Annotated in this window: 14 protein-coding genes; 3 read left to right on the forward strand and 11 right to left on the reverse strand. The window is 67.7% G+C overall.

What is annotated here, in order from left to right; translation table 11 throughout:
• Nucleotide 1 precedes the first annotated feature (1 nt).
• From DA69_RS06410 to DA69_RS06445, 8 genes are all read right to left on the reverse strand, one after another.
• Nucleotides 2-430 carry a molecular chaperone DnaJ gene (locus DA69_RS06410; protein WP_025976781.1) on the reverse strand — a complete coding sequence of 143 codons (429 nt, stop codon included), beginning with the start codon at nucleotides 428-430 and terminating at the stop codon, nucleotides 2-4.
• A 25-nt stretch (nucleotides 431-455) separates the two neighbouring features.
• The gene (locus DA69_RS06415; protein WP_025976780.1) at nucleotides 456-1,289 is read right to left on the reverse strand and encodes a division plane positioning ATPase MipZ; all 834 of its coding nucleotides are present in this window, start codon (nucleotides 1,287-1,289) and stop codon (nucleotides 456-458) included.
• A gap of 120 nt (nucleotides 1,290-1,409) precedes the next feature.
• Nucleotides 1,410-2,057 carry an SPOR domain-containing protein gene (locus DA69_RS06420; protein WP_025976779.1) on the reverse strand — a complete coding sequence of 216 codons (648 nt, stop codon included), beginning with the start codon at nucleotides 2,055-2,057 and terminating at the stop codon, nucleotides 1,410-1,412.
• A gap of 48 nt (nucleotides 2,058-2,105) precedes the next feature.
• On the reverse strand, nucleotides 2,106-2,819 hold the full coding sequence (locus DA69_RS06425; RefSeq protein WP_235599231.1) for a chorismate mutase: 714 nt from the start codon (nucleotides 2,817-2,819) through the stop codon (nucleotides 2,106-2,108).
• 358 nt (nucleotides 2,820-3,177) lie between these two features.
• The gene (locus DA69_RS06430; RefSeq protein WP_025976777.1) at nucleotides 3,178-3,744 is read right to left on the reverse strand and encodes a prephenate dehydratase domain-containing protein; all 567 of its coding nucleotides are present in this window, start codon (nucleotides 3,742-3,744) and stop codon (nucleotides 3,178-3,180) included.
• Complete coding sequence (locus DA69_RS06435) at nucleotides 3,741-5,111, reverse strand: class II 3-deoxy-7-phosphoheptulonate synthase (RefSeq protein WP_025976776.1); 1,371 nt, start codon at nucleotides 5,109-5,111, stop codon at nucleotides 3,741-3,743. Before DA69_RS06435 ends, DA69_RS06430 begins: the two co-directional genes overlap by 4 nt.
• A 51-nt stretch (nucleotides 5,112-5,162) precedes the next feature.
• Nucleotides 5,163-6,215 (reverse strand): enoyl-CoA hydratase/isomerase family protein, encoded by a 1,053-nt coding sequence (locus tag DA69_RS06440; protein WP_025976775.1) that lies wholly within the window; start codon nucleotides 6,213-6,215, stop codon nucleotides 5,163-5,165.
• The gene (locus tag DA69_RS06445; protein ID WP_025976774.1) at nucleotides 6,212-7,348 is read right to left on the reverse strand and encodes an isobutyryl-CoA dehydrogenase; all 1,137 of its coding nucleotides are present in this window, start codon (nucleotides 7,346-7,348) and stop codon (nucleotides 6,212-6,214) included. Before DA69_RS06445 ends, DA69_RS06440 begins: the two co-directional genes overlap by 4 nt.
• A gap of 309 nt (nucleotides 7,349-7,657) precedes the next feature.
• Here DA69_RS06445 and hemB point away from each other — a divergent pair, with 309 nt between their 5' ends.
• Complete coding sequence (hemB, locus tag DA69_RS06450; protein ID WP_025976773.1) at nucleotides 7,658-8,659, forward strand: porphobilinogen synthase; 1,002 nt, start codon at nucleotides 7,658-7,660, stop codon at nucleotides 8,657-8,659.
• Nucleotides 8,660-8,817: 158 nt separating this feature from the next.
• Here the strand turns inward: hemB and DA69_RS06455 are convergent, their stop codons facing one another.
• The gene (locus tag DA69_RS06455) at nucleotides 8,818-9,330 is read right to left on the reverse strand and encodes a flavin reductase family protein (protein ID WP_227157889.1); all 513 of its coding nucleotides are present in this window, start codon (nucleotides 9,328-9,330) and stop codon (nucleotides 8,818-8,820) included.
• A 124-nt stretch (nucleotides 9,331-9,454) separates the two neighbouring features.
• On the opposite strand from DA69_RS06455, the gene DA69_RS06460 reads away from it, so the two are divergent.
• Nucleotides 9,455-10,357: a flagellar motor protein MotB gene (locus DA69_RS06460; protein ID WP_025976771.1), complete on the forward strand. Its 903-nt coding sequence runs from the start codon at nucleotides 9,455-9,457 to the stop codon at nucleotides 10,355-10,357.
• A 133-nt stretch (nucleotides 10,358-10,490) separates the two neighbouring features.
• Nucleotides 10,491-11,222, forward strand: a complete 732-nt coding sequence (locus tag DA69_RS06465; RefSeq protein ID WP_025976770.1) for an arginyltransferase — start codon at nucleotides 10,491-10,493, stop codon at nucleotides 11,220-11,222.
• 39 nt (nucleotides 11,223-11,261) lie between these two features.
• Here the strand turns inward: DA69_RS06465 and DA69_RS06470 are convergent, their stop codons facing one another.
• A complete protein-coding gene (locus tag DA69_RS06470; RefSeq protein ID WP_025976769.1) occupies nucleotides 11,262-12,293 on the reverse strand; it encodes a M48 family metallopeptidase in 1,032 nt (343 codons plus the stop codon).
• A gap of 6 nt (nucleotides 12,294-12,299) precedes the next feature.
• Nucleotides 12,300-12,869 (reverse strand): LemA family protein, encoded by a 570-nt coding sequence (locus tag DA69_RS06475; RefSeq protein ID WP_025976768.1) that lies wholly within the window; start codon nucleotides 12,867-12,869, stop codon nucleotides 12,300-12,302.
• Nucleotides 12,870-13,092: the final 223 nt, after the last annotated feature.

A 13,092-nucleotide genomic window follows, 5' to 3' on the forward strand; every position in this document is an offset into this window, starting at 1 on the left:
CCTACTCCTTCAGCAGGCGATCGCGCGCGGCATTGACGCGGGCGGCCAGCCCTTCGGTGCCGCCCTGATCGGGATGGGCGCGCGCCATCAGACGTCGCCAGGCGGCCTGCACCGTCTGGGCGTCAGCGCCTAGAGGCACGCCCAGGATCGCTCGCGCCTCGGCTTCGCTCATCCGCTCTGAGGGCTGAGCCTTCGGCGCGACGGGCCTGACGCGCGACTGCACCGCCAGCCAGACGCCCGCCAGCGCCATGCCGCCGCCGATCAGCCACGCCCCGCGCGCCGCCGCCAGCACCGCCCCGGCCAACAGGGCCGCGCTCAATATGGTCGCCGAGATGCGCCAGTGGCCGCGCCGCGCGCGCTCGGTCTGACGGCCCAGCCGCACCAGAGCCCACAGGGCCACGGCGGCCAGCCCCAGCCAGATCAATCCCATGAAGCTCTATCGGCCAATTAAGCGATCAAGCCGCCGCGTCCATCGCCGAGATGGCGTCGTCGAGACCCAGGGCCTGCATCAGGTTGCGCATCTCCTGACGCGCGGCGACGTGCGCCAGGGACACCGACACCGGGCGGATGTCATTCGACAGGTCCGCCACCGTCAGACCGAACGGGAAGAGTTCGCGATAGATGACCCGGTCGCGCAGGCCGGGCCCGACCCGGAAACCGACCCGCTTGGCCAGCTTGGCCATCCGCGAGGCCAGACGGCGACGGTTGCGCGCCTCGGCCACGGCCAGACGGTTGGTGACGACGATCCAGTCGATGGTCACCTGGCGGCCCTCGGCGATGGCGCGGTGCTTGCGCGCCTCCCAGACGCTTTCCGAATAGATGGACGGACGGATCAGATCCAGCGTCACCGGGTCCACCTCGCCGAGCAGGTCGAAGTCGACGAAGCTGTCGTTCATCGGGGTGACGATCTGATCGGCCCGGCCGTGCGCGGCGCGCGACAGCGGGGTGTCCCCGCCCGGCGTGTCGATGACGATGACGTCCGCCGACGACTTGGCGTAGCTGAACGCCGCCTCGAAGCGCGACATTTGCTCGGCCTCATCCGCCTTATGCAGCAGCTTGCCGTCGCCCATGTCCGGAACGATGGGCAGCGGCAGCTCATGGCCGTTGGCCTTGGTCCAGGCGATACGGTTGGCGAAGAAGCGCTCCAGCGAACGCTGGCGCAGGTCCAGGTCGATAATCGCGACCTTGCGCCCGGCGTGCAGAAGGCCGGTGACGATATGAATGGCCAGGGTGGACTTGCCCGCCCCGCCCTTTTCATTGCCGATGACGATGACCTGAGGCTGCGCCATGTGAAATCCCACTGTGATCAGCAGGCGCGACTCATCTCTGTCCGCAGCCCGCCCATGCCGCGCAGGATCGGGCCGCGAGGGCCAATCGTCAACGAAACCTTAAGCTGAGCCTGTGGACGATCAGGCCGCCGCGCCGCCGGCGCGCGCGCACCAGGGGTCCGACGCCGCCAGATCGCGGCACAGAACCTGCGCCTGTTCAGCCGTGGCGGCGACCTTCAGCCGGACCAGCCGGCGCCCGCCGACCTCAACCGCTTCATAGGCGGGCTGAAGCCCCGACAAGGCCGCGCCGCCAGCCCCCTGGCTCATCCGTCGCCATGCCGCCCGGGCGCTGTCCTCGCTGGAGAAGGCGCCCAGTTGCACATGGCGGGCCGTCGGCGCGGGCGCGCCTGGCAGGGGAACGACGGGCGCAGCGGCGACGGGCGGGGGGGCCTCGAAATCATGATAGCCGGCCGGAGCAGGCGCGGGAGCCGACATCCGGCGAACCTTGGCGCCCAGCCCGTCGCGGGCGTCCCACAGCTCGTGCGGGGTCATCAGCTCAACCTTCAGAGGCGCTGCGCGCTGATGTGAAGCGCCGGGAGCCGCGGCTGGCCGCGTCGTGTCGTCCCTATCTCCGCCCTCGTCTGCCGATACAGGAATGGCGGCGACCGACTGGGCCAGGGCCTCGAACCGATGCGGGTCGGCTTCGTTCACGCCGCACCCCGCAAGCGCCAGAGCGGCCGCCGAGAGGGCGACGACACGCGGCAGTCGATGCAGGACGGGCTGGGCCATGCCGCCACACTCGCCCGCCCTGCTTTGAGACGGAGTTAACGCCCTGCGTCAGCCGATGGCGCCGACGCCGCCCTCGACCTCGCCCGGCGCCACATCGGCGTCGGTCAGGGCCAAGGTCCAGCCGTGGTGGGTGTTCAGGCCCCAGCGGCGCGCGCCCGAGCCGTCGCCCGCATCGCCGCCCGCGGTGACGACGACGCGACGCCCCTTGGGCAGGGCCGGCGGATCGATCTTGCCGACAGCCAGAGACGTCGGCGTCTCGCCCCCGTAACCGTCGAACACGCTGAGCATCGACCACTCGCGGCGCAGACCGATCCACCAGGGATCATCGCCGCTGATGGACAGGACGGCCACGCCCTTGCCTTCGGCCGCGTGGGCCAGGGCGGCCTGCGGGTCGAGGACCAGCTTGATGTCGGCGGCGGCGCCGAAGCGCAGCCGGGCGCCGTCCACCGCCTTGGACGGGTCGATCGGGGCCCAGACCTGGACCTGCAGACGGCCCTGGCGCGCCAGGCCCCAGCCGACGATCTCGCGCCACAGGTGCTCGACGGCTTCACGGTTCTCGGGATCGCACTGTTTCAGGATGCGGGCCTGAACGGCCTGTTCGCGGTCGGGACGCAGCTTGGTGTGGGGACCGACGGGCGCGTCCTTGGCCTGGCCCACCTGGGCAGCGACGGCCAGACGGCGCTCGAACAGTTCGAGGATCTGATCGTCCAGGCTGTCGATTTCGGCGCGCAGGGCGGCCAGCGCCTTCTGTTCTGCGCTCATTTCAGTGATTTCAGCGGGCCAGACTTGCTGGATGGCGGACTGCGGCATGGGGGATGGCTTTCGGCATAGGATTTCGATGGGGGGTCGCGTCCCGCCGACAGAAGGTCAGGCGTGAACGCGCGTACTGGCCGCTTGGGGAGAAGCGGTCGCCAGCGAGACAGTCAGGGTTTGGTTAGAAGCCCGACGCCTCAGCCGGCGTATCGAAAGCCGTAATAGCCGCAGCCAAAATAAAAGCCGGCCACCGCGCGCGTGGTGGTTTCAAGGGTCATTTGTGCGCGCAGCGAGGACATGAATCCGGTCCGGTTTCTGGATCAGGGTTGATCCGACCGGGCCTTACAACAGCAAATTTTATGCGCGGTCAAGCCTCAGGGGCCGTGAACAGGACAAAACGCGTCCGGTTGTCGCTGAAATCCTGCAAATCGTTGCGTAGAACGATCAGCCCATAAACCTCGGCCGCGCGCGCTGGCGCGACGGCGGCGCGCGAGACGTCCCCCGCCTCGGCGACGGCGGCGGCGGCGCCCCCGGTGTCGAACACTTCAATCGCCGAGATCTTCATCTCGTTCAGAGCCTTGGAGCACTGCTGCAGGGCGACGGGATGGCTTTCGGCCGTTTTTATGTCGGACAGGCGCGCGTCAGGCACGCCCATCAAGGCCAATCGGATCGGCCGCCAGGCGTCGCTGACCGCCACCAATCCCGCCTCCCGCACCAGAGTGGCGGCGGGCTCGACCACGCCCACGGTCGAGTTCTCGACCGGGATCAGGGCGCAGTGGCAGTCGCCGCTCAGGACCGCGTCGATCGCCCCCTGAAAGGTTTCAAAGCCGACCGCCTCGTCCCACGGGCGCAGGTCCAGGCAAGCCTCATGGCTGAAGGCGCCCGGCGCGCCCTGATAGGCGACACGGCCGGGCGTGTGGTCTTCTGCCGTCATGCGGCCTCGGACCGGGCCTGCCGCCCGGCCTTGAGACGTTCGGCGACCAGGAAGGCCAGCTCCAGCGCCTGATCCGCGTTCAGGCGCGGGTCGCAGTGGGTGTGATAGCGGCTCGACAGGTCGTCCTCGGTCACCGCCTGGGCGCCGCCGATGCATTCGGTGACGTTCTGGCCTGTCATCTCCAGGTGGACGCCGCCGGGATGGACGCCCTCGGCCTCCGCCACGTCGATGAAGGTGCGGACCTCGCCCATGACGCGGTCGAACGGACGGGTCTTGTAGCCGTTGCCCGCCTTCAGCGTATTGCCGTGCATCGGGTCGATCGACCAGACGACGCGCTTGCCCGCCGCCTTCACCGCCCGCATCAGGCCCGGCAGGCGGTCGCCCGCCTTGTCGTGGCCGAAGCGGCCGATCAGCGTCAGACGGCCCGGAATATTGTTCGGGTTCAGGGCGTCGATCAGCGGCAGCAGGTCGTCCGCCGTCATGGTCGGCCCGCACTTGACCCCGATGGGGTTGGAGATCCCGCGCATGAACTCGATGTGAGCGCCGTCCAGCTGGCGGGTGCGCTCGCCGATCCACAGCATGTGGGCCGAGGTGTCGAACCATTCGCCGGTCGAGCCGTCCAAGCGCGTCAGGGCGCTCTCGACGTTCAGCAGCAGGGCTTCGTGGCTGGTGAAGACCTCGACGCGCGACAGGTCGGGGTGGGTCTCGGGCGTGACGCCGACCGCCTCCATGAAGGCCAGGGCCTCCGTGATCTTGTCGGCCAGTTCGCGGTAGGCCGCGCCCGCGCCGTCGTCGGCGAAGCCCAGCGTCCAGCGGTGGATGTTGTAGAGGTCCGCATACCCCCCGCCCGCAAAGGCGCGCAGCAGGTTCAGCGTCGAGGCCGACTGATTATAGGCGCGGATCAGACGCTGCGGATCGGGCGTGCGCTCTTCCGGGGTGAAGCCCATGCCATTGATGATGTCGCCGCGATAGGACGGCAGCTCCACCCCGCCGATCTCCTCGACCGGGGACGAGCGCGGCTTGGCGAACTGACCGGCGATGCGGCCTACCTTCACCACCGGCTTGCGGCCGGCGAAGGTCAGCACCACCGCCATCTGCAGGATCAGGCGGAAGGTGTCGCGGATGTTGTCGGTCGAGAACTCCTTGAAGCTCTCGGCGCAGTCGCCCCCCTGCAGCAGGAATGCGTCGCCCGCCTCAACCTGGGCCAGATGGCTGGTGAGCTTGCGCGCCTCGCCCGCAAAGACAAGGGGCGGCATCGCGCGCAGCTCGTCTTCGACGCGCGCCAGTTCGGCGGCGTCCGGATAGTCCGTCGGCATATGCAGGACGGGCTTGTTTCTCCAGGATTCGGGGGTCCAGCGCTTACTCATTTCGCCAAGATAGGCTTTTCCCCCGAGCCGGACAACAAAGCTTGCGCGAAATCAGTCGATCAGCGGTTTCCATGCCTCAGCTGCCGACAAGGGCTCGAACAAGGACTCGATCTGGGCGTCGGAAACCGAAGAAAGCTCGGCGGGCGACCACTTCGGCGCATTGTCCTTATCGATGATGACGGCGCGCACGCCTTCCTGGAAGTCATGGGTCTGAACCACGCGGCCGCCCAGGGCGTATTCCATCGCCATGTTGTCGGCGAAGTCGGTCAGCGTCGCGCCAGTGCGGATCTGGCGCAGCGACACCTTCAGCGACTGCGGCGACTTGGTCTTCAGGATATCCAGTTGCTTCAGCGCCCACTCGGAACCGTCAGCCTGAAGCGCGGCGACGATCTCCTCGACCGTGTCGAAGGCGAACAACCGGTCGATGGCTTCGCGGTGCGCGGCCAGCGGCGACGGCCCGACGTCTGCGGCGACGCGGTCCGCGACCGCTTTCGGGTCGGCAGGCGCGGCCAGCAGTTCGGCCTTGAACGCCTCCACGCCCTCGCTCGGCACGAAGTGGGTGTGAATGCCCAAGGCCACCGTATCCGCCGCCTTCAGCCGCGCGCCGGTCAGCGCCAGCCAGACGCCCGTCTGCCCCGGCAGACGCGGCAGGAACCAGCCCCCGCCCACGTCGGGGAACAGGCCGATGCCGGTCTCGGGCATGGCGTAGGTGGTGCGCTCGGTAGCGATGCGGATGTCGGCCGGCTCGCTGATGCCCACGCCGCCGCCCATGACGATGCCGTCCACCACCGCCGTGATCGGCTTGGGATAGACGAACATCAGATGGTTCAGCTGATACTCGGTCTTGAAGAAGGCCTTCGCCTCTGACGCGTCCCCCGCCCCGCTCTCGGCGATCATGCGGATGTCGCCCCCGGCGCAGAAGCCGCGCTCGCCCGCATGGTCGATCAGCACCGAGGCCACGGCGGCGTCGTCCCGCCACGCCAACAGCGCCTCGATCATCGCCTCGCACATGGCCCGGTTCAGCGCATGGATCGCCTTGGGCCGGTTCAGGGTGATGCGGCCGACGCCGTTTTCGATGCGGGTGATGACTTCAGCTTCGCTCATTTCGCCAGCTCCCGCGCGATGATCACCCGCATGATCTCGTTCGTGCCTTCCAGAATGCGGTGCACCCGCAGGTCGCGCACGATCCGCTCCAGCGGATAGTCCTTCAGATAACCGTAGCCGCCGTGCAGTTGCAGCGCCTGGTCGGCGATCTGGAAGCAGGCGTCGGTCGTCAGGCGCTTGGCCATGGCGCACCACTTGGTTTTCTCGGGGTGGCCGGTGTCGATCGCCCATGCGCCGCGCAGCACCATCAGGCGGGCGGCCTCCAGATCCGTGGCCATGTCCGCCAGCTCGAACTGGGTGTTCTGGAACTGGCCGATGGCCTGTCCGAACTGCTTGCGGCCGGCGACGTATTCCTGCGCCGTCTCCAGCGCCAGACGCGCCCCGCCCAGCGAGCAGGCGGCGATGTTCAGGCGCCCGCCGTCCAGACCGGCCATGGCGTATTTGAAGCCCGCGCCTTCCTCGCCCACCAGATTGGCGACCGGCACCCGGCAATCGTCAAAGCTGACCACGGCGGTCGGCTGGGCGTTCCAGCCCATCTTCTTCTCATTGGCGCCGAACGATAGGCCGGGCGTCCCCGCCTCAACCACCAGGGTCGAGATGCCCTTCGGCCCCTCCCCGCCCGTGCGTACCATGACGACATAGACGTCCGACGTTCCGGCGCCGGAAATGAAGGCCTTGGAGCCGTTCAGCACATAGTGGTCGCCGTCGCGCACCGCCGTCGTCCGCAGCGCCGCCGCGTCCGAGCCCGAGCCCGGCTCGGTCAGGCAGTAGCTGGCGATCTTCTCCATCCCGACCAGCGACGGCACCAAGCGCGCCCGCAGTTCGCCGGAACCGAAGCTGTCGATCATCCACGTCGCCATGTTGTGGATCGAGATGAAGGCCGCCGTCGCCACATCGCCGCGCGACAGTTCTTCAAAAATCAGCGCCGCCTCGACCCGGCCCAGACCCATGCCGCCATGTTCCTCGCCCGTATAGATGCCGGCGAAGCCCATCTCTGCGGCGGCCTTCAGCACGTCGACCGGGAAATGCTTGTCCTCGTCCCAGCGGGCCGAGTGCGGGGCCAGCTCGGCCTCGGCGAAGGCGCGGGCCGCGTCCTGAATGGCGCGTTGATCGTCGGTGAGGGCGAAGTCCATGAAAGCTCCCGCATTACAGCCTGCCCTCTGACGGGGCGTTCGGGGCGCTTCTAACGGCTGGCGGCGCGCGCGTCACCTTGCTGTCGGCTCACACCCTAGATTTCCGCTCATCCCGGCGGACGCCGGGATCCAGTACTTTGGCTTCAAACCTGCCCATTCAAGTTCATGCTATGACGCCGCCAATGTCAGCGATGCGCGCGGGGCTCTCACTGGGTCCCGGCGTCCGCCGGGATGAGCGGGAGATAGGTCGATCATAGGGTGGACAGTTCGCCTTTTGCCTCTCCTCTCGCTTTGTTTTAAGCCCCGCCCATGACCATGCCCTTCCAGCCCGCCGCCTTCCCCTACGCCCGCCCGCGTCGCCTGCGTTCGCAGCCCTGGGTGCGCCGTCTGGTCGCCGAGACGACCCTGACGCCGGCCGACCTGATCTGGCCGCTGATCGTCCATGACGGCCCGGAAGCCCGTCAGCCGGTCGCCTCCATGCCGGGCGTCTTCCGCCTGTCGCCCAAGGAAGCCGCCAAGGCCGCCGTCGAGGCGCGCGACCTGGGCATCCCGATGGTCGCCCTGTTCCCCAATGTGAACGACGGCCTGAAGGACGATGTCGGCACGGCGGCCACCGACCCGGACGGCCTGATCCCCGACTGCATCCGCGCCATCAAAGACGCCGCGCCCGAGATCGGCGTCATGACCGACGTGGCTCTGGACTGCTACACCGACCACGGCCACGACGGCGTTCTGGAGAACGGCCGCATCGTCAACGACCCGACGCTGGAACGGCTGGCCGAACAGGCCTTCATCCATGCCCACGCGGGTGCCGACGCCGTGGCCCCGTCCGACATGATGGACGGCCGCGTCCAGGCCATCCGCGAGGCGCTGGAGGCCAACGGCCTGAGCGACACCCTGATCATCAGCTATGCCGCCAAATACGCCTCGGCCTTCTATGGCCCCTATCGCGACGCGGTGGGCTCGTCCAAGTCGCTGACCGGCGACAAGAAGACCTATCAGATGGACTTCGCCAACGCCGAAGAGGCCCTGCGCGAAGTGGCGATGGACCTGTCGGAAGGCGCCGACGCCCTGATCGTCAAGCCGGGCCTGCCCTATCTGGATATCGTCCGGCTGGTGTCCCAGACCTTCAAGGTGCCGACCTTCGCCTATCAGGTGTCCGGCGAGTACGCGATGATGCAGGCCGCCTTCGCCAACGGCTGGCTGGACCCGGACCGCGCCATCCTGGAAAGCCTGCACGCCTTCAAGCGCGCGGGGGCGTCCGGCGTCATCAGCTACTTCGCGCCGCAAGCCGCGCGGATGATGGGCTGATCTTTTCCTTCTCCCCTTGTGGGAGAAGGTGGGCCCGAAGGGCTCGGATGAGGGGTGTTGGCGGGCGGTATGAAGCGGGAAACGCGAGCGCGTGTCTTCGCACCCCTCATCCGTCTGGCTCCGCCATCCACCTTCTCCCACAAGGGGAGAAGGAAGCGTCACGCTGTCGGATCGACCGCCTTGCCGTACTTGCCTCGGAAATAGGTCAGCGCGTCCCCGGGCCGCGTATCGAACGCCTCGACCCGGCCGACGATCACCAGATGATCGCCCATGACGATGCGGTCGTGGGTCCGGCAGGTGAGACGCGTCACGGCGTTCCGCAGGCGCGGCGGCTCCGGGTCGTCCACCGCGAACTCATCGTCCGACAGGCGGCACGCGCCCCAGGCGAAGCGGTCGGACATGGCCTTGTCCTCGACCGGCAGCATATGGACGGCGAACCGCTCCGCGCCGGCGAAGGCGTCGTGGCGGTCGGATTTGACGTCCATGCACCACAGCACCAGCGGCGGGTCCAGCGACACAGAGGTGAAGCTGTTCACCGTGATCCCCAGCGGCCCGTCGCCCGTATGGGCCGTCACCACGCACACGCCCGTCGCAAACCCGCCCAGCGCCCGGCGATAGGCGCGAGGATCGAAATCAGCGGCAGGAGAAGCGGACGCATTGGTCATGGCCATCAGCTAGGCCGTGAAGTCCGCATCGGCAAGGGCGCGGCGCGCCGCCGCAGCTCGCCGCAACCGCTTCTTAAGCCCCGCATGGGATGTAAGGCGAACGAACACGGTTAAGACGGACCCGCCCCCCATGGCGCTGAACGATCGCCCGATCCTGATCAAGAAGGTGAAAAAGGTTTCCGGCGGCGGGCACCACGGCGGCGCGTGGAAGGTGGCCTATGCCGACTTCGTCACCGCCATGATGGCCTTCTTCCTGCTGATGTGGCTGATCAACACGACCGACCCGGAACAGAAACGCGGCATCGCCGAATACTTCGCCCCGGCCAGCGTATCCGCCTCCACCTCGGGCTCGGGCGGTATTCTGGGCGGCACGTCGCTGGGCGATTCCGAAGGGGCCAAGGGCGCCGGCTCCAACGCCGTGATTGAACAACTGGCCCCGGCCGCGCCCGACGCCCCCCAGGACGCTGGCCAGAACTCCAACCTGGCCTCGGCCAGCGAAGCCGCCCTGCGCGCCGAGATCGCCCGGCGCGAGGCCGCCGACTTCGCCAGCGCCGCCGAATCCCTGCGTCAGGCCATGCAGTCCATGCCGGAACTGGCCGAGCTGTCGAAACAGCTGATCATCGATCAGACGCCCGAAGGCCTGCGCATCCAGCTGGTCGATCAGGAAGGCCGCTCGATGTTCGAGAACGGCTCGGCCCGCCCCAACCCGCGCGCGCAGTTGCTGCTGCGCGCCGTGGCCAAGGTCATCAACCAGCTCCCCAATCGCATCTCCATCACCGGCCACACCAGCGCCGTCGCCGGCTCCAGCCGCGCCAGCAGCCCCGGCGACTGGCCCCTGTCCTCGGCCCGCGCGGACGCCTCGCGCCTGACGCTGCAAAGCGCGGGCGTGAACGCCGACCGCGTCTATTCCGTCGCGGGCAAGGCGGGGTCCGATCCCCTTTATCCCGACGACCCGTCGCTGGCGGGCAACCGCCGCATCGCCATAGTCCTGCTGCGCGAAGCGCCGGTCCTGCCCATGGACACCAGCCTGTGACAAAGCGCGGCGAGACGCCCGCCGCGCGAAGAAGGCTTGCGAAATCGGCTGGTTGCGCGCCAAATCAGGACATGAGCCGCGCGTACCCATCCAGCCCCTATGCGGGCGCTGACACCGTCACGGAGCGACAGCCGTGACCCAGCACTTCTTCTCGCGCCAGCTCCGCTTCTTCATGACGGCCAGCGCCCCTTGCCCTTACCTGCCGGGGAAGTTCGAGCGCAAAGTCTTCGCCAACCTGGCGTTCAGCGACGGGGCGGACGTCAACGACGCCCTGACCCAGGCCGGCTTCCGTCGCAGCCAGAACATCGCCTATCGCCCCGCCTGCGAGGCCTGCGCGGCGTGCGTTTCGGTGCGGATTCCGGTGGCGGATTTCGAACCCTCTCGCTCGCGCCGCCGCATCCTGGCCCGCAACGGGGACCTGTCGCGCGGTCTGGTCGAAGCCGAGGCGACGATGGAGCAGTTCGACCTGCTGCAACGCTATCTGAACGCCCGCCACCCCGGCGGGGGGATGAGCGACATGGGCTGGTCCGACTATGTTTCCATGGTCGAGGACACGGCCGTCCGCACCCATCTGATCGAATACCGCCTGCCCAGCGAAGACGACGGGCCCGGCCGTCTGGTCGGCGTCTGCCTGACCGACCTGCTGCATGACGGCTTGTCGATGGTCTACAGCTTCTTCGACCCGGATCTGGAGCGCCGCAGCCTGGGCCGCTTCGCCATTCTGGATCACCTGCAGCAGGCCGAGACGGTGGAACTGCCCTACGTCTACCTCGGCTACTGGGTCCAGGGCTCGCCCAAGATGGACTACAAGGCCGAGTTCCGCCCGCTAGAGGCGCTGCGCCCCTGGGGCTGGGAGCGGTTTTAAAGCCGCACCTTCCTTCTCCCCTTGTGGGAGAAGGAAAACCTACGTCGTCGGCACCGCCGTGCCTCTGGCTTGGGATGCCTCGCCGCCCCACGGCCCATCATCGCGGCCGCCAGCGAACTGCACCAGCGCCGCGATGCGTTTCTCAATCGGCGGGTGCGTGGCGAACAGGCCCGAGAACCCCGTCTTCTCGGCCGTATTGTCCAGGAACATGCCGCGCAGTTCGTCCGGCGCCTCGATCTTGGACTGACCCGACACCTTCCTCAGCGCCGAGATCATCGCATCCGGGTTCTTGGTCAGCTCCACAGCCCCCGCATCCGCCACATACTCCCGCGTCCGCGACAGGGTCATGCGGATGACGGCGGCCAGACCAAAGCCGATCACCCCGATGGCCAGGCCGATCAGGATCAGCGGCATGGCGTTCTTGTTGTCCCGCCCGCGCCCGCCGCGCATGTAGAACAGGCTGCGGAACACCAGTTCGGCGATCACGCTGATGATGCCTGCAAAGATCGAGGCGATCACCATGGTCCGCACGTCCTTGTTGATGACGTGGGTCAGCTCGTGCGCCAGGACGCACTCCATCTCGTCCCGGCTCAGGGTCTGCATCAGGCCCCGCGTGACGGTGACGCTGTAGTTCCCCTCATGCAGGCCGGACGCATAGGCGTTCAACGAAGGGCTCTCGATGATGCGCAGGGTCGGCGTCTTCATCCCGCGCGAGATCGCCAGATTCTCCAGCAGGTTATAGAGTTCCGGCTCGACCCGGCGCTCGACCTTTCGCGCCCCGGTCATGACGTCGATCATAAGCTGGTTGCCGAAATAGGCGATGACGAACCAGATCGCCGCGGCGATGACGGCGAAGGGCACGGTCCAGCCCAGCATGGAGGCCGCCAGCGCCAGGTCCTGACCCAGGTCCCCGCCCGAGTTGGGCAGCAGGCCGAAGCCCATCATCAGCACCTGAACGCCGAACAATATGCTGACCAGCAGCACCGGGAACCCGGCCAGCAGGATCGCTGACCGGGCGTTGTTCTGCCATATGTGGGTCTTGAGGCCGACGGCCTGACCGAAAACCGCCATTGGGGCTTAGAACTGCACCGTCGGCGGCGCGGCGTTCAGACCGGCGCGCTCGCTCTCGCCCACGTCAAAGAAGGGCTTGTCGGCGCCGAAGCCGAACATCCCGGCGAACAGGACGGTCGGAAACTGGCGGCGCACGGCGTTGAACTCGCTGACCGCATTGTTGAAGAAGCGGCGCGCGGCGGCCAGCTTGTTCTCAATGTCCGACAGGTCCATCTGCAGTTGCTGGAAGTTGGCGTTGGCCTTCAGGTCCGGATAGGCCTCAGACACGGCGAACAGGCGGCCCAACGTCGCCGTCAGCATGTTCTCGGCCTGCACCTTCTCATCCACCGTACGAGCCCCCGCAGCGGCGGCGCGCGCCTGGGTGACGGCGTCCAGGGTGCCGCGCTCATGCGTGGCGTAACCCTTCACCGTCTCCACCAGATTGGGGATCAGGTCCTGCCGCTGCTTCAGCTGCACGTCGATATCCGCGAACGACTGGTTCGCCGTCTGATCCAGCTTCACCAGCCGGTTGTAGGCGCCGACCACGACGAACAGCAGAATGGCGACGATGACGCCGATGATGATCAGGGTGATCATTGAGCCTCCTCCGAAAGATGGGCGGAGTATGGGGTGCGAATCCCGCCCCAACCAATGAATTCGCCGTCACCTCTCCTCCCCATGCAATGGGGAGGAGAGGTGACGGAGTGGCGTCCTGGTTCTGCCGTGGTCAGGCCCCTCCACCGCTTCGCGGTCCCCCTCCCCACAAAGTGGGAAGGAAAGACACGCACCAACCTTCTCCCTCCTCGTCCCGGGGAGGGTG

Source organism: Brevundimonas naejangsanensis, assembly GCF_000635915.2.
Classification (GTDB): Bacteria; Pseudomonadota; Alphaproteobacteria; order Caulobacterales; family Caulobacteraceae; genus Brevundimonas; species Brevundimonas sanguinis.

Coding starts and splice junctions, on each gene's coding strand:
- DA69_RS06410 (WP_025976781.1), bottom strand. CDS start 430: ATGGGATTGATCTGGCTGGGGCTGGCCGCCGTGGCCCTGTGGGCTCTG.
- DA69_RS06415 (WP_025976780.1), bottom strand. CDS start 1,289: ATGGCGCAGCCTCAGGTCATCGTCATCGGCAATGAAAAGGGCGGGGCG.
- DA69_RS06420 (WP_025976779.1), bottom strand. CDS start 2,057: ATGGCCCAGCCCGTCCTGCATCGACTGCCGCGTGTCGTCGCCCTCTCG.
- DA69_RS06425 (WP_235599231.1), bottom strand. CDS start 2,819: ATGAGCGCAGAACAGAAGGCGCTGGCCGCCCTGCGCGCCGAAATCGAC.
- DA69_RS06430 (WP_025976777.1), bottom strand. CDS start 3,744: ATGACGGCAGAAGACCACACGCCCGGCCGTGTCGCCTATCAGGGCGCG.
- DA69_RS06435 (WP_025976776.1), bottom strand. CDS start 5,111: ATGAGTAAGCGCTGGACCCCCGAATCCTGGAGAAACAAGCCCGTCCTG.
- DA69_RS06440 (WP_025976775.1), bottom strand. CDS start 6,215: ATGAGCGAAGCTGAAGTCATCACCCGCATCGAAAACGGCGTCGGCCGC.
- DA69_RS06445 (WP_025976774.1), bottom strand. CDS start 7,348: ATGGACTTCGCCCTCACCGACGATCAACGCGCCATTCAGGACGCGGCC.
- hemB (WP_025976773.1), top strand. CDS start 7,658: ATGACCATGCCCTTCCAGCCCGCCGCCTTCCCCTACGCCCGCCCGCGT.
- DA69_RS06455 (WP_227157889.1), bottom strand. CDS start 9,330: ATGGCCATGACCAATGCGTCCGCTTCTCCTGCCGCTGATTTCGATCCT.
- DA69_RS06460 (WP_025976771.1), top strand. CDS start 9,455: ATGGCGCTGAACGATCGCCCGATCCTGATCAAGAAGGTGAAAAAGGTT.
- DA69_RS06470 (WP_025976769.1), bottom strand. CDS start 12,293: ATGGCGGTTTTCGGTCAGGCCGTCGGCCTCAAGACCCACATATGGCAG.
- DA69_RS06475 (WP_025976768.1), bottom strand. CDS start 12,869: ATGATCACCCTGATCATCATCGGCGTCATCGTCGCCATTCTGCTGTTC.